11 protein-coding genes and 2 tRNA genes are annotated in these 19,750 nt (G+C 48.6%); 6 read left to right on the top strand and 7 right to left on the bottom strand.

Going from position 1 to position 19,750, the window contains the following annotated elements; translation table 11 throughout:
* The first annotated feature begins 40 nt into the window (after positions 1 to 40).
* Positions 41 to 1,690: a VRR-NUC domain-containing protein gene (locus tag E2I14_RS07435; RefSeq protein ID WP_133326948.1), complete on the top strand. Its 1,650-nt coding sequence runs from the start codon at positions 41 to 43 to the stop codon at positions 1,688 to 1,690.
* Positions 1,687 to 3,969, top strand: a complete 2,283-nt coding sequence (locus E2I14_RS07430; protein WP_133326946.1) for an ATP-dependent DNA helicase — start codon at positions 1,687 to 1,689, stop codon at positions 3,967 to 3,969. Before E2I14_RS07435 ends, E2I14_RS07430 begins: the two co-directional genes overlap by 4 nt.
* A 110-nt stretch (positions 3,970 to 4,079) precedes the next feature.
* Here the strand turns inward: E2I14_RS07430 and E2I14_RS19890 are convergent, their stop codons facing one another.
* Positions 4,080 to 5,636 carry a methyl-accepting chemotaxis protein gene (locus E2I14_RS19890; RefSeq protein WP_133326944.1) on the bottom strand — a complete coding sequence of 519 codons (1,557 nt, stop codon included), beginning with the start codon at positions 5,634 to 5,636 and terminating at the stop codon, positions 4,080 to 4,082.
* Positions 5,637 to 6,472: 836 nt separating this feature from the next.
* Here E2I14_RS19890 and E2I14_RS07420 point away from each other — a divergent pair.
* Positions 6,473 to 7,195 (top strand): PEP-CTERM sorting domain-containing protein, encoded by a 723-nt coding sequence (locus E2I14_RS07420; protein ID WP_133326942.1) that lies wholly within the window; start codon positions 6,473 to 6,475, stop codon positions 7,193 to 7,195.
* Positions 7,196 to 7,320: 125 nt separating this feature from the next.
* On the opposite strand, the gene E2I14_RS07415 is transcribed toward E2I14_RS07420, so the two are convergent.
* Positions 7,321 to 7,410, bottom strand: a tRNA-Ser gene (locus tag E2I14_RS07415).
* Positions 7,411 to 7,540: 130 nt separating this feature from the next.
* Entirely contained in the window at positions 7,541 to 9,424 is a 1,884-nt protein-coding gene (locus tag E2I14_RS07410) for a potassium transporter Kup (RefSeq protein ID WP_133326940.1), read from the bottom strand.
* A 789-nt stretch (positions 9,425 to 10,213) separates the two neighbouring features.
* Here E2I14_RS07410 and E2I14_RS07405 point away from each other — a divergent pair.
* The 3 genes from E2I14_RS07405 to E2I14_RS07395 all read left to right on the top strand — a co-directional run bounded on the left by E2I14_RS07405 (position 10,214) and on the right by E2I14_RS07395 (position 11,982).
* A complete protein-coding gene (locus E2I14_RS07405) occupies positions 10,214 to 11,224 on the top strand; it encodes a site-specific integrase (RefSeq protein WP_133326938.1) in 1,011 nt (336 codons plus the stop codon).
* A 142-nt stretch (positions 11,225 to 11,366) separates the two neighbouring features.
* Positions 11,367 to 11,442 (top strand) — tRNA-Asn (locus tag E2I14_RS07400).
* Positions 11,443 to 11,667: 225 nt separating this feature from the next.
* A complete protein-coding gene (locus E2I14_RS07395; protein ID WP_133326936.1) occupies positions 11,668 to 11,982 on the top strand; it encodes a hypothetical protein in 315 nt (104 codons plus the stop codon).
* 47 nt (positions 11,983 to 12,029) lie between these two features.
* Here E2I14_RS07395 and E2I14_RS07390 read toward each other — a convergent pair whose 3' ends face one another.
* From E2I14_RS07390 to E2I14_RS07375, 4 genes are all read right to left on the bottom strand, one after another.
* Entirely contained in the window at positions 12,030 to 13,052 is a 1,023-nt protein-coding gene (locus E2I14_RS07390) for a hypothetical protein (protein ID WP_133326934.1), read from the bottom strand.
* Between the two features lie 42 nt (positions 13,053 to 13,094).
* Positions 13,095 to 14,513, bottom strand: a complete 1,419-nt coding sequence (locus E2I14_RS07385; protein ID WP_227544631.1) for an HlyD family type I secretion periplasmic adaptor subunit — start codon at positions 14,511 to 14,513, stop codon at positions 13,095 to 13,097.
* A complete protein-coding gene (locus E2I14_RS07380; protein ID WP_133326932.1) occupies positions 14,510 to 16,654 on the bottom strand; it encodes a peptidase domain-containing ABC transporter in 2,145 nt (714 codons plus the stop codon). The genes E2I14_RS07385 and E2I14_RS07380 overlap by 4 nt, the downstream gene beginning before the upstream one ends.
* An 85-nt stretch (positions 16,655 to 16,739) precedes the next feature.
* A complete protein-coding gene (locus E2I14_RS07375) occupies positions 16,740 to 19,523 on the bottom strand; it encodes an efflux transporter outer membrane subunit (RefSeq protein ID WP_227544653.1) in 2,784 nt (927 codons plus the stop codon).
* Between the last annotated feature and the right edge of the window lie 227 nt (positions 19,524 to 19,750).

Below are 19,750 nucleotides of genomic sequence, written 5' to 3'. Positions count from 1 at the left end.
AGCAAAACCGCCCTTACCGCGCCTCTAAACCACGCCTTCCATGAATCAAGTACTGCCCAATCCCTTGTATTACCTCCATAACTTTCAATTGGTGCTGGATTGGGTCGGCGAGCGCTACGACGATGTGTTGATTGAACAAGAGCGCCGCTTTATCGCTGACTTTGCGCGCTTGCCAGAAACTTCCCGCGCCTTGTTTGTGCGCATGGTGATGCGTAAAGGCGATTATTTCCGTGTCAGCAAATTGAACTATCCCGAACTCGGCGACACGCATGCCGCGCTTGCGCCATTAATTGAAATGGGCTGGCTAACGCTTGATCCGCTACTGAGCTTAGAACAGCTATTTGAGCTATTACAAAAGCCCGAAATCGCGCGCGCCTTCGCCTTAACGCCGGCACAAAAGCAATTACGCAAAACCGAGCAGCTAACTATTTTGCTCGAACGCGAGACTGAGCCTAAACCGTATTCGGCTTGGTTTAACGCATCGAGCGATTGCGTCATCCACATCACCAACAAAGCTCTGTGTGAGCGGCTACGCTTAATTTTCTTTGGCAATTGGCACCAAGATTGGTCGGAATTTGTGCTCTCTGACCTTGGCATTTATCGCTACGAGGTCATCCCCTTCACACCAGAATCACGCGGCTTTCGCACGCGGCGCGATATTGACGATTACGTTGCGCTGCAAGTATGTCGCGACATGTTGCACAACCAAGAGCCGCTTGACGCAATCCTGCATCAACTCACCCAAACCTGTATCGCTAACGATTGGATCGCACGGCGTCGCGCCAAGCTGCTATTCCAACTCGGTCAGCAAGCCGAAAAGAACAAAGACTGGCCGCAAGCCTTAGCGATTTACGCCACGACCAATTACCCCGGAACCCGCCTACGCACCATCCGCGTTTTAGAAAAATTAGGCGACAGCGCCGCCGCATTGCAACTGCTCACGCAAGCCTTAACAGACCCCGAAAGCGAAGCCGAACTTCAACAACTACAACGCAGCGCACCGCGCATTCACCGTAAGCTTGGGGTTCAAAAACCGGCTAAACCAGCCACCACTCAAATCAACACCATTCAATTACGCCTGCCCTATCCGACCGAAGCCTTCTTTGTCGAAGGTGTGGTGCGCGATCATTTAACGCACGACGATGTGCCGGTGTTTTATGTGGAAAACACGTTGATTAATTCACTGTTTGGATTGCTGTGTTGGCCCGCGATTTTTAAGCCGATTCCGGGAGCATTCTTTCATCCGTTTCATCGCGGACCGGTGGATTTAACCAGCGCGGATTTTCATGCGCGGCGTGTAGACGATTTTGCGGCGTGCTTGGCGCAATTAGATTCATTGGACTATTTGAGCGCAATCCGCGACACCTACCAGACTAAGCAAGGCATTCAATCGCCTTTTGTGTTTTGGGGCGCGCTAGACGAGCAATTACTAGAGCTTGCGCTAAGCTGCATCCCCGCTGCCCATCTGCGCCATTGGTTTAACCGCATTTTGTCCGACATCAAAGCCAATCGAAATGGCTTTCCCGATTTAATCCAATTTTGGCCGAACGAAAAGCGCTACAACATGATTGAAGTCAAAGGCCCGGGTGACAGGCTACAAGACAATCAGCTGCGCCTCATTGACTACTGCGTCTTGCATAACATGCCGATTTCGGTGTGCTATTTGGAATGGCTTGAGGAAGCGCAGTGAGTAGCGCAACGCCGAGTCAGTACAGCGTCGCCGTGCGCGCCTTATGCGAATTCACCGCAAAAAGGGGCGACCTCGATCTACGCTTTACGCCCGCTCCAAGCGCGCAAGAAGGCATCGAAGGACATGCTCAAGTCACAGCGCGGCGTGGCGCCAATTATCAACGTGAAGTCAAGCTAGAAGGCATGCACGGCGAGCTACAAGTCAAAGGCCGCGCCGATGGTTTTGACCCGCAAAACCTGCAAATCGAAGAGATAAAAACCTATCGCGGCGAACTCAGCGACATGCCAGCCAATCACCGCCAACTCCATTGGGCGCAAGCCAAAGTGTATGGACATTTGTTGTGCCAGCAGCTCAAGCTCACCCAGATTAAGGTCGCGCTGATTTACTTTCAGGTAGATACGCAAAAAGAAACAGTCTTGGTTGAGCCACATAGCGCGCAAGAATTAGAAGAGTTTTTTCAGCAATTGTGCGAGCAATTTTTAGCGTGGGCTAAACAAGAGATGGCGCATCGACAGCGGCGCGATGCGGCGTTTAAGGAAATGCGTTTTCCACATCCAAACTTCCGAACCGGACAACGTGAATTATCGGAAGCAATCTACAAAGCCAGCAATCGCGCTTGCAGCTTATTAGCCCAAGCACCGACCGGCATCGGCAAAACGATAGGCAGTTTATTTCCTATGCTCAAAGCCAGCGCGGAACATAAGCTGAACAAAGTTTTCTTCTTGGCCGCCAAAACATCCGGTCGTCAACTCGCCCTGCACGCCATCCAAACACTACAAGAGCAACTGCCACCGACCAGCTTACGATCCTTAGAATTAGTTTCTAAAGCCAATGCTTGCGAATTCCCCGAAAACGCTTGTCACGGGGATTCTTGCCCGCTAGCCAAAGGTTTTTATGATCGCCTGCCCGCTGCCCGTCTAGCCGCCGCTGCAGCGCCATTACTCGATCAAAACCAATTACGCGCGCTCGCCTTAGCGCACCAAGTTTGCCCCTATTATCTCAGCACCGAAATGGCGAAATGGTGCGATGTGATTGTGGGTGACTACAACTATTACTTTGATTTGAATGCGATGTTGTATGGGCTAACGTTGAGTGAATCGTGGAAGATCGGCGTCTTGGTGGATGAAGCACATAACATGGTGTCACGTGCGCGCGATATGTATTCCGCGCAACTCAGCCAGCGCGCATTTAAGGCGGTGCGTAAGCTCGCGCCGAGCGTGTTAAAAAAATCATTGGATCGAGTTAATCGGCAATGGAATCAGTTTGATAAAACCGCGGATGAGACGCACCTTGCGCAAAATAACTACGCTGTATTGCCCGAATTGCCCGATAAATTTATCCAAGCATTAACCACGTTGTGTGCCGACATTGGCGGCTACTTCGCCGACAATCCCACGCTAGTTAGCCCAGATTTGCAGCAATTCTATTTCGACACCTTGTTATTCACGCGCTTGGCGGAGAGCTTTGGCGATCACTCCATCGTTGATCTGAGCCGAACCCACAGCGACACAACGCTGTGCCTACGCAACATCGTCCCCGCGCCCTTCCTCAAGCCGCGCTGGGCCGCAAGCCATAGCAGCACGCTATTTTCGGCCACGCTAAGTCCGTGGAATTACTTTGCCGATTTACTCGGCATGCCCGACCAGACCGCATGGATCGATGTTGCTTCACCGTTTAGCGCCGATCAGTTAGCGGTCAATGTGGTCGACACCATCTCAACCCGCTACACCGAACGCCAACATTCCTTAGCGCCAATCGCAGAATTAATCGCTGGGCAATACCAACAGCAGCCCGGCAATTATTTGGCTTTTTTCAGCAGCTTTGAGTACATGGATCAGGTCGCAAACGTGATTCAACAACGCTTCCCCAGCATCACGTTGTGGCCGCAAACCCGACGTATGGATGAAGATGCGCGACGACAGTTTTTAGCTAACTTCACCAACCACAGCCAAGGAATAGGTTTTGCCGTATTGGGCGGCGCTTTCGCGGAAGGCATCGACCTGCCCGGCGCACGTTTGATCGGGGCCTTCATCGCCACGTTGGGCTTGCCGCAAATTAATCCGATCAACGAGCAAATCAAACAACGCATGCAGCAATTGTTTGGCGCGGGTTACGACTACACCTATCTATATCCGGGAATTCAAAAAGTCGTGCAAGCGGCTGGTCGTGTAATACGCACGACTAATGATCGGGGCGTGATTTATTTAATTGATGATCGCTTTGGGCAAGCGCAGATTCAGCAATTGATGCCAACTTGGTGGGAATTAGGTAAAAAATAGCCCCGAGCTAGATCAGAATTTTGACTTAATTTGTCGAGCTACAGAGCAAACTCTGCATCATCCATATCAAGGGATGCAGCATCGCTGCGAGCGGTGCTTCTTGTGACGTTTTAATTTCTTGCGGTCTTTAATTTAAAGACTCCGACTAACTCAGTCAGACCATGCGCTTGCTCAGCCAACGACGAAGCAGCAGCGGCGGCCTGTTCTACCAGCGCTGCATTTTGCTGAGTCACATTATCCATCTCGACAATAGCGACATTGATTTGTTGAATGCCGGTCGTCTGCTCTCGACCGGCAGCACTAATTTCAGCCACGATGGACGAGACTCGGGCAATACTCTCCACCACTTCACCCATCGTCACACCAGCTTGATCGACTAGTTTGGTGCCGGCCTCGACCTGCACAACTGAGTTACCGATTAACTCTTTAATTTCTTTGGCTGCAGTGGCTGAGCGCTGCGCTAAGTTACGCACTTCGGAAGCCACCACGGCAAATCCTCGCCCCTGCTCTCCAGCACGCGCTGCCTCGACTGCGGCATTCAACGCCAGAATATTGGTCTGAAACGCAATACCGTCGATGACACTAATAATATCGACGATTTTTTTTGAGGATTCGTTAATTGAATTCATCGTCGTGACGACTTCTGCAACCACCTTCCCACCGCGCTCGGCAACGTCAGAAGCCGATGTCGCCAACTGGTTTGCTTGACGTGCGTTATCCGAATTTTGCTGCACCGCGCTGGTGAGTTCTTCCATCGATGATGCGGTCTCTTCCAACGCTCCCGCTTGCGCTTCGGTACGTGCAGATAAATCCATATTTCCGGTCGCAATCTGTGAAGTCGCCGTTGACATCGTCTCAGTACTTGCGCGCACTTGGCTGACGATATTAACCAGACTTTCATTCATCTCTTTGAGTGAATGCAATAGCTGCCCGACTTCGTCGCCACTTGCAGAATCTAGGTCATTGGTAAGGTCGCCAGCGGCTACCGATTTGGCAAACACTACCGCAGCACGAATCGGCAATACAATTGAACGGGTAATTACCACCGCGGCGAAAATACCAATGGCCACGGCAACGATGCCCAATATGATCGTGTTTCTGCTGGCTGATAAGTAAGTTTGAATACTATTTTCACCCGTTTCCTCAAACCGCTTTTCTTGAATATCCGCTAAATCACGCAAATTTTGAGCAAACGCACGCATCGCAGCGTACCCTTCACTACCTGCTAATTTACCAGCGCCAGCACGATCTCCGGCTTCCACTGACACCAATATTTTTTGATACGCCGCCACATAAGCGTTCCGGCTTGCTTTAGCTTTATCCAGTACCGCCCGATTTTCATCGGACTGTGGCATGGCATCTAACTTTGCCAGCGCGCCGTCAAAAATTTCCGTATTTTCACGCAAACGTTTTGATGCCACCGCCACCTCATTTGCTTCCGTGGCTATGGTTAATTGAAATACCCGCGACATACTTCCACGGGTTGCATCCAGCGCTTGGTTGGCTAGTTTTGCTTTGACCCAATGGTCCTTAACCAAGGAATTAATTCCCGTATTCAAACTAGTTAAATTAATAATGCTGACCACCATCACGACGACCAGCAAGAGAAGTACTGCGCTGTAGCCCATCCCTAATCGAACCCCAATTTTTAGGTTAGAAAGATTCATCTTTTTTCCTTAAAACAGTTGAGTCATGTAAGTAGAGCTATCTAAACATCACTGCACAATGCCGGATGATCTAAAAATAGTTAGGGACGAATCTTGCCGTTGATCGTTTGACTTGCCCATTCGCCCGATTGCCAGCTATGAAACACGCACAAACAGATCAATGTACCGAAGCCAATCACCGAAATAAAATTAACTGAGGCGGTCAATACGGGGCAAAAAACGAACCGATATTTATGCACTGCACAAATTCAAACTACCAATTTAGTCTAGTACACAAAATTGATATTTCTAGCGCTTTATTGGCACATAAATTGAACCGCTGACACCTCTACGACTGCAAGCTATTCAAAAAGAACAACCTGGTCTAAATCAAGGAGGAGGAATTTGATTTGCGACGCCACATTTCTGGCGTGAAAAAATTTGCAATGAGAATTAACCCTAAATTCTTCAAGGATATTTGCATAATAAATAGGCACAGTGCTCTGGTCACAGCTCCGTCGTTTGGCACCGCCAATAATCAATCCTAAGCCCAATCTTGAACCGGTGATTTGTCGTTGCGCGCGCACTGCTCTTATTAGCTTCAAACATTAACGCGATTTTCTGACATTTAGGCCACCCGCTCAGGATCCTGTTTTGTGCGCTTATTCATAGCACATTAACCGCACGACTTTTACTCCTACCTAATCAACGTCTAGGCTGTCGAAAAATTTTACATTCCACAAAATTAGCCAGCAAAAAATATTCGTAAGCGATTGTTTTTATTAAGTAAAATATTTTCGGGATAGGATTTGCTTCAAATTCAAACATTCCAAAAGTGGCTATTTAAAGGAAATAAAATGAACTCGAAAATTGCCCAAATATTACTTACTGCAGTGCTCACTTTGATTGGAACCGTCCACTCCACTCAAGCCAATGCGACGCCATGGACAATCACTACATCCGGCATTATTGGACAGGGAACCGATTGGACCGGCACATTTATCAATGGCAGTACATATAACAATCTAAGTGGATTAAATTTCACCATGGTCACCACAATTGACCCAATGTTGCAACCAAACCCGGCGCATGGAATAGGCTACAACTCTGACTATGGCAACAACCCTATCCCCTTCTCAGAAACGGTGACTTTGAATAACGTCACAAAGACATTTAATGGAGTCACCACCTTCTCTGGCAGCTATCTTTATACTTACGGACAGGTGTACGGCGGTAACGGTGACAATCTTGCCGAGCAAGACCAATATGGCTACACAGCGGATGGCTCGTATCTACTTGGATACCAATGGATATTCGGGGTTGCCGACTTTGGGCTAACGCTAGATTTTGATCAAACTTGGTCCTACATACCAACAGGGAGCGAAAGTTGGTCTTCCACTTTTGAGATTAATGGATCAGACGGCACCGTATTCTTCAGCTCTGGCAGTTTCGACGGCGGCCGCTTAACCAGCATATCAACCCACAGCAGCGAATCAACGGTGCCGGAACCTGGCACACTCGCGTTATTTGCAACAACATTGCTTGCCTTCGCCGCAGTGCGCCGCAAACGCGATCGGTAGCATTAATTCAAACGTGGTCGGTGGCAACAAACCTTAAAAATGCTACTGGCAACAAAAAAACCCGCATAAACACTGGGTTTTATGCGGGTTTTGCGGTGTTTCTAGAACTTCTAAAAACCTAATATTGGCGGAGAGGGAGGGATTCGAACCCTCGGATGGGTCGCCCCATCGCTTGATTTCGAGTCAAGTACATTCGACCACTCTGCCACCTCTCCGTTTTGGTCAAATTTGCATAAGCCTTAAACTACATTGCTTGCTGCTTGGACTGAAACGCTTGTATTCACGAATCAGCCCGAAGCGCGCAATTATACGGAGTTGGGTGCTTAAATGCAATTACCAAATCGATTAAATTTCAACTTGCGAACCGACTTCGATCACCCGATTACTTGGAATACGGTAGTAATCCGCGGCATCGCGTGCGGTGCGCGACATGGTAACAAATAACCATTCACGCCAGGCCGACATTTGATGTTCAGGGCGCGAGACGATGGTTTGGCGGGTCACGAAGAACGAGGTTTCCATGATTTCAAACTTGAGGCCTTTGTTGGCCGCTAATTCCAGTGCTTGCGGAATGTCAGGTTCATTTTTGAAACCATAAAATACGTCTAACTGATAACACTCATTTCCCAAGGAAGTCACGCGGACACGCTCATCGAACGGCACCCAAGGAATTTCTTGGTTATAGACGGTTAAGAAAATCACGCGATCATGCAGGATTTTATTGTGTGACAAATTATGCAGCAACGCGTGAGGAACGCCTTCTGAAGCGCTGCGCAAGAAAATCGCTGTTCCGCCCACTCGGTGCGGAGGCGCAACGAATAAGGACGTGAGGAAGTCTTTTAATGGAATCGCGTGGTTGCGTAAATTAAAGAACACCAATTCGCGACCTTTATGCCAAGTCAACATCACCGTAAACATACAGGCGCCTAACACCAGCGGGAACCAACCGCCGTGCAAGATTTTGAGCGCATTGGCGGAGAAAAACGAGGCGTCGATCACAAAGAAAAATCCGGTCGAAGCGACACACAACAACAGGTTGTACTTCCACTTATAGTGAATCACAAAGAAGGTCAAAATCGTGGTGATTAACATCGTCGCGGTCACCGCAATTCCGTATGCCGCCGCTAAATTTGCCGACGAACCGAAGCCGACGACCGCCGCCAAAACAACCACCAATTGAATCCAATTCACCATCGGCATATAGATTTGCCCGATTTCTTTGGTGGAAGTATGAATGATCGATAAACGTGGCAACAAGCCCAGCGAGATCGCTTCTTTAGTCATCGAGTACGTACCAGAAATCGTCGCTTGCGACGCAATCACGGCAGCCACAGTCGATAACGCCACCAAAGGATAAATACTCCACGCGCCTAACTGGTTATAGAACGGATTTTCGGCCGCAGCAGGATTGGTCAACAACAAACCGCCCTGCCCCAAGTAATTAAGCATTAATGCCGGGAACACTACACCAAACCAAGCAAAGCGAATTGGCTTGCGACCAAAATGCCCCATGTCGGCGTACAGGGCTTCCGCACCGGTAAAAGCGAGCACGACAGCGCCCAACGCAACGAAGGCAATCCAACCATGGAACAACAAAAAGTCAATCGCATGCATCGGATTTAAGGCCATCAAAATCACCGGCGCTTTAACAATATTAATCACTCCCATCACAGCCAAGGCAGCAAACCATAGCAACATGATTGGGCCAAAAAATATTCCGATACCGGCCGTGCCTTTGTGCTGAAACGAATACAGCGCGATCAATACCACCACCGTAATTGGCACAACATAGGTGCTGAAATTTGGCGTGGCAACATTCAAACCTTCAATAGCCGAGATCACCGACATCGCGGGCGTGATGACGCCGTCGCCATAGAACAATGCCGCGCCGAACAAGCCAAGCAACAGCAATATATAGTGCCAGCGCGATTGCTTGCCGACCGACTCCAACGCCAAGGCCATCAAAGCCATAATGCCGCCTTCACCGCGGTTATCCGCGCGCAAAATCAGGGTGACATATTTAAGCGCAACAATAGTGAACAAGCCCCACAGAATAAGCGACACCACGCCCAGCACATTAAAGGACGTTAGTTCTAATCCGTATTCTTGGGAAAAAATGGTTTGCATGGTGTACAGCGGACTAGTACCAATATCTCCGTACACGATACCGAGTGCAGCGATGGTGAGAGCTGCCGTGCTACTTTTCGTAGACTGAAATTGAGATGACAATTGAATACCCTGAAGTAATTAGTGCAATGCACAATATGCTAATCAGAAACCCAAATCAAGCGTTGTTTATACAAAATTTACATCTTGCAGCATCCTCTTAGTTGACCAAAAAAACAATCACAAAATAAAGCTGTGAAAATTCAAACATTTAGCCTTGAAAACCGCGTAAAACCGATGAAAATTCAATTTTGCCCTGGCCAAATAGCATCGATTAAAGTTAACAATACGCAACAGTATTAATCGCTAACACATTATTTTTGGCAAAAAAAAACCCGTAACTTCGCGATTACGGGCAAATTCTCTTTGGAAAGAATGTGGATACATGGCAATGATAGGATGACATTATGACCCGATGATGACGCAAGCCGCACTATTTTGAACACGTGTTTTTTAAGTTCGCCCCGTATTGGTGAATGTAAAAATCGATCATTTTGCGAATTCAAAGTTTTGCACACTATTTGTGGATAAGTTGCCATTTCCAACAAAAAAGTTTCTGTAAATCATTGATTCATAGCGCTTTTAATAAAAAGCTTAAATTTTCAGCAGACAGGTATAACTTTCGGCAACCTTGATTAATAAGTCACCAAAAAGTTAAGTTAACACTATTTTTATACCCCAGATTCACCTTATTCGGAATTCGGGATAAATTCACTATAGTTCGCAAATAGAAAGTTACAATGACCAAATGCACTATTAATGTGAGAAATTGCCGAATATCGATGCTGCACCGCACAGAATTAGTGAAGATAATTCGGTCGGACGCCTAACACCTTGTTGATCGACCAACCCATGCAAAAAGAGCGAAAAGACGGCAATCCCCTCAACCTACCGGCGCGCTGTCACTTTAAACACAATGCGTTTTGGTACATCCATGCACAAACTGGTAAATGGGAAAATCTTGGTGCGGATGTCAACAAAGCGCGCCTCAAAGCCGAGCACTACAATCGCGATTCGGCCACCGATCAGGCAATGAGTTGGCATATCGATGCCTACCTACTTCATTTTGAAAAACTAGTCGAACTCCAGCAAAAAGCACCACGCACTTTGCTCGATTATCAGAACTACGCCAAGCAACTCAAAGCGGCATTTGGCGATTTACTGCCCGAACAGATTCAAGCCAAACAAATTCAAGCCTACCTGACCAGCAATCAACAGTTAGGCCGCGGCGTGCGTGCCAACCGCGAGAAAGCTTTATTGTCCGCCGTTTTTTCATGGTTGATCGCGAATAACAAAGGCAACGTCAGCGCCAATCCCTGCCGCGACATCGCCCGCAATCAGGAATCGCCTCAACGTCGCTATATAAGTAATGAGCAATTTCAATCCGTGCGCCAACAAGCCATTCCCGCAATTCAACTAGCGATGGATTTAGCCTATTACACACTGCAAAATCCGGCTGACATTATCAAGCTGCGCCGCACTGCAATTCAGACGGACAACGACAGCGTGTATTTAAAATTCGCCCATCCCAAATCAGGCAAACCGCTCAGCATTGCGCTCAACCAGCAATTGCAAGACCAATTAAAAGCCGCACTTGGCCTTAGCGACTTATCGAGCATCACCGATTCTGCTGTTATCTTAATGTCCCGCCTAGGTAAGCCCTACACCACCAGCGGCATCGCAGCGATGTTGCACCGCTATCAGCAAGTCGCCCAAGTCAACTCGTTCGGTTTGCAAGACATCAAAATCAAAGGCGCCTTGGATTTAATCGCCGCCGGAACGTCAATCGAAATCGTGCACGATTTGCTCGGCCACTCAACCATGGCAAGTACACAACGCTTCTTGAATTTACCCCAAAGCTAAATACACCTGCGTTATCCCTCAAAAAGTGACGATAAATTTCCACTTCGTGACAAAAAGTTCTGATATAATTCGTTCTGTTGTGAAAATCAGTTAGACAAATCAACGCAAGCACGATTTCTAACACATTGATTTTTAAGACTATTCCCTGATAGCTCAGTCGGTAGAGCGACGGACTGTTAATCCGCAGGTCCCTGGTTCGAGTCCAGGTCGGGGAGCCAAAATTCGAAAGGGGTTGCAAGCGATTGCAGCCCCTTTTTTATTTCCGAATTAAGTTCTTTGTTAAAAAATCCCCGGCCTAATCCTCAAACGGCCAAACTTTAAGCCAAATCAATAAGCCATTCCCGCATTAAATTACATTGCTAGCAATAAGCCCCAAACAGCTAACTATCTTCAACAAATTAGCGGCTAAATTATTCAGCAATTGTGCATCTACGCGAGGAACTATGATGATTAATAAAGATACTGGCGACTGGTTGTCGGCGCAGCAAGCGGTGCGGCCTGATGGGACTGAGGTGGGTAATCTGCCTTTGGTGAATAAAAAATTGCCGCCGCTGTACCAAGCATCCACGATGATAGGCGCGCCCTACTCGCAACGAACCGCGGCGCAATATTGCAGTGCGATTGACTTCGCCATCAATATGGAAGGGCTAGATGGTTTGGTTTTTCTGGAATTGTGGCGCAGAGGAGCTTGGAGCGAGATTTCGATGTGCTTCCCTGAATTCAGGCGCGTAGCTCAGGACGAAATGATTGCCAATTAGTGCCGCGTCGATTTGCGCAGCGTATTTGATCAGTGCGGAGTTCTTCCTTAGCGCGCGGAAGCGAACTTGGTGGATACTTTGGTGAAATCTCTATCCACCACATCTTTGTCTGGGCTGTAATTGGCGCAGCCCAAAAACTCTACTACTGGCTTACCCGCCGCCGAAGTTGCGCCATCCAATTCGCTGCACACGCTGACATATCTGGAATGCGCTTTCATTCCTGGATCTTGATCGATTTTGACGAGCTGTTTGACGATCTCGGTCGCCAAATTGTATTGATCGTCGTAGGACACCACCGCTTCCCGTCCCAGCCAATTGCCGGTGAACGATTCTTTTTTATAGCGAATATAGATCGAATAGCCCGATGCGCCGGGCGTGTCGTCAGATTCAACTTCCATTAGATCCACATTAAATAGCATGGCTTTTTGTTTTGCCGTCGTTAAGGCCGTCATGATTTGGGTGGGAATGGGCGACTGGCGCACTGTTCTATCGGGCGTGAACGCATTACTGGCGTTATCGGTATTTTTTTTGAGCTTGGGTTCTTCAGCGCGTTTTAATTCCAATGGAAGCGCAATTGCTTCCAGCGCAATTCGGTTGTCGCCATCATCGCTGCGCTTACTGCTGCTTGGCGTTGTTGCCTCGTCAGCGCTTTTTTTACGCACTCGAATTCCGCTACTGACGGAAATGGAATTGGGCACCGCGTAATACGGCGTGAAATTGCCTGTTCTCAGCATGCCGTGTAATTCAATCAAAACGCCCGTTGGCGGCGCCGCGCCGAGGATTTGAATGCGACTGACATTGACCGGCGATTTTTTTAGCGTATCGGTATCGTTAAATTCGTAGATACACACAGCGGTCTCGGTTGTTAAAATCCAGACCGAAATTACTCTGCCATCACTCATTTTTAACGGCTCTTTGGTGGCAGTACCGCGCAACACAACATCATCCGCGTTGTTAATGCAATGCGCCGGAGTTGCCGCCAATGAGAGCGACGAGAACAGCAAAGCCGCACAACACATCAGGCATTTGAGTAATGTTTTTCGACTCAATTTATTGGCTAAATTTTTCATGATTTTTGCAACTCCCCTCCTAGCAATTAACCGACGCTCGCCTTATGGTTCGCGTATCGATTCGTTAAGCGCCTTCGTCAACGGCCACAAAATATAAGACATCACCGAACGCTTACCAACATTAAGCTCCGCCGTCACAGTCATACCCGGCAACAAGCGCGCTCCTTTTTGCATGCCCTTGAGTCTTACGGTATTTAAATGAATGCGGCTTAAATAATAGCCATCCATTTTTTTCTGTGACGTCACATCTTGTTTAAATGAATCCTCGCTGATCGTGCGTAATGTCCCTTCCAAGGTACCGTGTTTTTGGAATGGATAAGCATCCAATTTGATGCGTGCAACATCGCCCAGCTTGACGTAACCGATGTCGGCCGCATCGATTTGCACTTCGGCCTCCAACTCAGAATCCAAGGGCACCAAAGTTATCAATGTCTCAGTGCCACGCACGATAGAGCCTTGCGACAGTTTGGCGATTTCTAACACAACGCCGTCAGCGGGCGCGGTCAAGATGACTAATTTATTGTGCAGGTCGGCTTTTTGCAGTTGGTCTTTGATAGCATCGCGGTCACGCTGCACGTTGAGCATTTCCTCCATCACTTTTTGACGCCAACCTGTATCGTAGGAACGTCGATCTGCTTGCGCGGCAGCGAGTTCACGTTGCAGTTCGTATTGACGATTTTTACTCATTTCCAAACTACGCTGCGCTTCTAATAAGCGATCTTGCGCGTCCAATAAACGCGCCCGAACGGCGTATTTTTGATCGACCAAATCCGAAATCATTTTCTCGGAATCTTTCAACACTTTAACCCGCGCAGCCAAGCCTTCTTGATCGTGGCGATTGGTTTCCATCGATGCCATTAAGCGTGAAATGTTTTCGCTACTGCGCTGCATTTGCGCTTGGTAGTTCGCTTGGCTCTCGCGTGATAAGCGGTTTTGTAATTTGCTGTCTGAATCCGCACCTGCTTTGTCGCCCTCGCCTTTGCCTTCCATTTCAGCTTCTAAGCGCGCGATTTCGGTTTCGTAGCTTTGTAAGCGGTTTCTTAATTGGTTTTCATCCGCCTCGGTAAACGTCGGATCTAGCATCGCGAGTTGATCGCCTTTTTTGACGATCTGGCCGACACCAACATTGATTTTTTTGATAATGGCCGTGTCCAGCGGCTGCACCACGATATTCGGTTGCAGAGTAATTAAGCGGCCCGTGGTGGTGACGTTGATATCGAGCTTAGAAAACGTAGCCCAAGTAAAAAAGCACACCACGGCAAACAACATGATGTGCAAGGTGCGCTGCAGATACGGAGGAATCGGACGCAGCTCAATTTCATCGGCATCAGCCAAAAAGTCCGCGATCGGGCCTTCCGAGTTCGATTTCGATTTGGACTTCGATTTCGAATTCGATTTGGATTTAGGTTTCGAGGTCGGTGCGGATTTCGACTTCGATTTAGCAGTAAAGAATAGTTTCACAAGTGACTCGTCTGTTGGTTCCACAACTGTTGATAAGTTGAACTACGCTCGAGCAATTCTGAATGCTTGCCCGCATCCGATAAACGTCCTTGATGCATCACCAAAATACTGTGCGCGTTGACTAAGGTCGATAGTCGATGCGAAATCATAATCACGGTGCGACCCACAGCAATTTTGGATAAATTCTGAATAAAAATAGCTTCGCTCTCTGGATCAAGTGCGCTGGCGGCTTCGTCCAAAATCAAGATCGGCGGATTAGTCAAAATCGAGCGCGCAATCGATAGCCGCTGCTTTTGCCCACCGCTTAGGTTGGAGGCATTTTCTTCCAACATCGTGTCGTAACCTTGAGGCAGGCGCTCAATAAATTCATCCGCACCAGCCACCCGACAGGCTTCGACAATTTCGTCAAACGTGGCATCGGGCTTAGCGATAGAAATATTGTCACGCACCGAACCACGGAATAAAAAATTCTCTTGCAAAACGACGCCCACATGACGGCGCAAATAGGCTAAATCAATTTCACGCGCGTCGACGCCATCGAAGCGAATAATGCCGTCCTCAACCGGATATAAGCCTTGGATCAGTTTAGCCAAGGTAGTTTTACCCGATCCGCTACGACCAACGATCCCAATAACTTTGCCGGCATCGATGGTGAAGGAAGCATGGTCCAACGCCAAAATAGTCGCGCCCGGATAGCGGAAGGTCACGTTATCGAACGTAATCACGCCTTGCAACACGGGGCGCAAACCAGCAGAGCCTTGACGTCCCTCGGATGGCCGGTTCATCACATCGGCCAGCATGTTGACCGACATCGCTGTTTGTTGGTACTCATTAATCAGGCCCACAATTTGAATCAATGGACTAATCACGCGCCCCGAAATCATTTGAAAACCAATCAACACACCCACCGACAAAGTATGATCAAACACGCTTTGCGCCCCGACCACGATAATCACAATCGGTAGCAATTTACCGAGCAAGTCGGTGGCTGCATTGCCCGCAATGGCGATTTGACTGACTTTAAAATGACGCGAAATTGAGTTGGCAGAGTATTGATCCCAACGCTTACGCTGCGCCGGTTCGATCGCTAACGCCTTGACCGTGCGCATGCCGTGCACGGTTTCCACCAAATGCGATTGGCGCTGACCTTCAGCCATATTTAATTCATTTAAACGATTGCGGTAAGTTGGCAGTAACAGCGTAATAATTCCCGTAATGGCCAACGTAAAGCCAAGCACGATCAAGGCCAGTGAGAACGAATACATGAATAAAATCGGCAAGAAAATAATCAAGGCCGTTGCATCCAGTGCGGTAAAAAATAAGCGTCCAGTTAAGAAATTGCGAATGCCTTCTAATTGCTGCATTTGTCGGGTTACCACGCCGGCGGCAGTAGTTTCGAAATAATCAATCGGCAACGAGAGCAAGCGCTTAAATACCCGCCGCGTTAAATTCATATCAATTTTATTGGTCGCCGCCAGCAGCAATGTTTGGCGTAAAAAATTGAAGCCGGTTTCGAACAACATCGCCATCAAAATACCAACGGTAAGCACCCATAAAGTGGATGTGCTCTCGTGCAGCAGCACTTTATCGATCACCACTTGGAAAAATAACGGGGATGCCAAGCCCAACAAATGCATCGCCAAGGCAGTAAAAATAATGTCTCTAAACGCCTGTTTCTGTTTCAAAATTTCAGGCAAAAACCAGCGCAAACTAAATGGTTGATTGGGGTCGGTTACCGAGTGATTGCGCTTAAGCAGAATCACGCTTCCATCCCAAATCTCGGTAAAGCTGGCTTTATCCATCAAATTGAGCGAGCCCATGTCGCCCAGAGGATCTAGCACCGCCACTTGATGCACGGATTCTTCTGTTCTTACTCCAACCACGATGACGGCAGTGCCGTCTTTTTTCCTAGCCAAGATTGGAAATACGCCTTTTTGGGCCAGCAAGGTTTCCCACGAAAATTCATAGTCTTTAGCTTTTAATCCGATCTCGGCAGCGATGCGCAAAACTTGTGGAAACGACGGTTCTTCATTGCTTAGCGCATAGTCGTGAATGATCCGGTCAGGATTAATCTGCACCCCGTGATGCTGGGCGATTGCAGTCAAACACTGAACTACGGTATGAGTAAATTTAGGTTCCATAATTTTCTGCGTTAATCGTTGCGCAAACCTGCAACGCGGCCTAAGTTAAACAGCACATTCACCAAGATAATCATTTCTACTTGCACTACTGCGTTGCCAAAACCGCTTCGGGCAGCGGCACTTGCGAGCGGTTGGAATACACGTGACAGCCTTGCGAATCAGTTCGTAGTGCGGCACAAAAATCGACCGCCGCTTTGGCATTGTCAAAGTTATCCAACGTTAGTTTGTAATTCGGTTGTTGCAAATTCTTTTTGCCGCCAAGTAGTTCTTCGGCGGCGCTATACAGTTTTTTCTGTGCCATTTGGCTTGGATAACGTAGTCGCAAATCGCGCAAGACAGCGCCGATTTGTCTGCGTGGCACGCGCTCGGTTAGCTCGATCGTCCAGCTTTCTGGTGTGTCGAATTGTTCGGCAACTTCCATCGGCGCTGAGTTTTCTGGTTCTTTCGCTATTTCAGCTGATGGGGTGCTCATGACCGCTGGCGCTTGGACTTTTTCAGGTTCTTTGGGCGCGGCATTTTCTAGCGGCTGTTGAGCGACTTTGGCTAATTCGTTTGGTACTTGCTTACGCATTTCTGCCGCCTGCACTGGCTTGCCAGTTTCTGCAACGACGGGGGCACTTGCTGGCGCATTATCATTTTTAGGTAAAGCTGAAATTTGAATCGGCTGGATAGCTTCAGGCTGCGCGGGCGCGAATGCAGTCGATGGCAGCTCTGGTTTTGCCTCAGTTTTGGTGAGGTCAACCAAGGTAATGTGGGACGTTGTCGGTGGCTCTTTGGGCGGCGCGCTTGCCACGCTATCTTGTAGCGCTTCAGTGGCAACAGGTGTTGCGCTGGCGACGATTAATTCTTTGGGACGTTCTGCCGGTTGATTGGCGACTTGTCCAACGTTGCGGCTAGAAGTGACCGAACACCGCTGTAAATCGGCACGCAGCAGTTTGCACAGCTCGTGCGCTTTTTCGGCAGAAGTAAACTTAGCAATATTGAGTTGGTACCACGATTGCTGCCCGACTTTAGCGTCGCCCAACTGGCCTTCTAACACTGGATAAATATCGTGCTGCTCCATTTGTGCTGGAAAGCGCTTTTGCAAATCGCGCGCCACAGCGTCTATTGTTTTTAATTGGTAATGCCCTGCCAACGCGACCTGCCAATATTCTTGCTGATTTTTGTCGTCCTTTATATTGGCTTGCCACTTAACCTTTGCCTTGTCAGTCTGTGTTGCCGAACTAAACACTGGTGGCGTCGCGTTGCTAGCCAAGACGGTCGCGGGCATTGCAGGGCGTGCGCCTTTGCCGGGCAACGCGCTATCGACATCCTCGCCACCGCCCAGCGCTTGAAATAGATTGATATAGGCGTGGTAATAATCGGCGCGCACATGTTGATAATCTTCGATATAGCGGCGATACGTGCGCTGGGTTTCTTGCAGCGACATGAAATCAACCCCGCCCACACTGTAGACTTTATTACTGATGTCCCACGCTTTTTGGGCGGATGACATCGCCTCATTTTGTAGCTTGGTACGCTGACCAGAAACGCGAATGCTATATAAAGCACGTTCCACTTCGCGCACCGCTTGCAATATCGTTCTGGCGTAACTCTCGACCATTTCTTCGTGCATCAAAACCGATTGTTTAACCATGGCCGATTGCTTGCCTGCGTCAAACACATTACCGGTCACGTTGGCAAACATGTTCCAGAAAAAGGTCTCAGGTCGAAATAATTGCGACACCAATCCGCTGTAGCCGGTTTGCGCCGTTAAACCGACCTGGGGCAGCAAGCGCGCGCGCATCACATCGATATCGACGTCAGCCGCCAACAAGCGTGCCTCCATAGAACGCACATCGGGGCGGCGCAACAACATGGTGGACGGCAAATTCGGCACTGTGTCCGGCAAATGCAAACTGTCTAAATCGGCGTCGGATAGGGTCAAGGCGCTGGGCACCGTTCCCAACAAATAGGCCAACGATTCAATCGCTTCTTCGCGTTGCTGTTCCAGATTGGGAATTAAGGAACGCTCGGAATAAATCGCCGAGCGTTGCTGTTCTAATTCAAACATGGTGGCGTCGCCCACCGAAGCACGCTTTTCCATCGTGATGAGCAAATCGCTCAGAATTTTCTCGGTATCGCGGGCGATTTTTAAGCGCTCGCAACTGAGCAAATATTCGATGTAACTGGTGGCAATGCTAGCGGCAATATTGCGCTTCATATTGTTGGCGTCAAAAATCGTCTGCCATAACTGAAAGTCGGCTTCCTGAGACAACGCCGCCTGCTCGCCCCACACATCCAACTGCCAATTCAAATTCACACTCGCGCCCGAAACACTGGAAGCGGGCGAACTGCCCTTTTGCGGTCCGGCAGTAAACGAGGTATCGAGCGTGGGCAATTGCCCCGCGTGCGCCTGCTCAGAACGCAGCTTGGCCTGCGAAATATGCAAAGTAGCGATGCGGATGTCAGGATTATTCGCCATACCTCGATCAATCAAAGCGGATAGTTCATCACTGCCAAATAACAACCACCATTCGTTGATGCTAAACGCGGTTGCGGCTGGGGTTGCGGCCGGACTTGTCACGGCGTTGCTGCTAGGGTTTTCCTCTGCTGTTGGGTTGGCCTCTGAGTTACCCTTTGCGTCATTCTTTACTTCATCTTTTGCATCGGATTTCGATGCGCTCAGTGCCATCGCGTCCGCTTGCACATTGGTAGCCTCGCTTCCCGCGCCCTCACCTTGCGAAGCGGCTTTAGACACCGGCTCAGTCGGAAGCTGATTTTTAAACTGGGCTGGCAATTGATACACCGGCACGTCGTAGTTCGACCGCTTAATTGCACAACTCGTGAGCAATAGCAGCAACACCGCCGACAGCAAAAATCGCCACACAGTTTTCAAATACGCATCCCTTTCCCCATTCAACTGGATAGTCCGAAGTTGAAGTTGAGAATGGAAAAAGTAATAGTTAAATGACATGCGCCTTCAAAGTTCAGCCTCAGATCGTTACACAGTAAGTTATTTTTCAACATTGCCATGCTGACTTTAGAGGTGAAAAAACCGGCTATTTCTTCGGTAGCAACGGATTAGCGGCCGAAGTCACCAGTCGATCTATTTCA

The sequence above is a fragment of the Sapientia aquatica genome, assembly GCF_004358105.1.
Lineage (GTDB): Bacteria > Pseudomonadota > Gammaproteobacteria > Burkholderiales > Burkholderiaceae_D > Solimicrobium > Solimicrobium aquaticum.
This window is presented reverse-complemented; position numbering and strand designations above follow the sequence as displayed.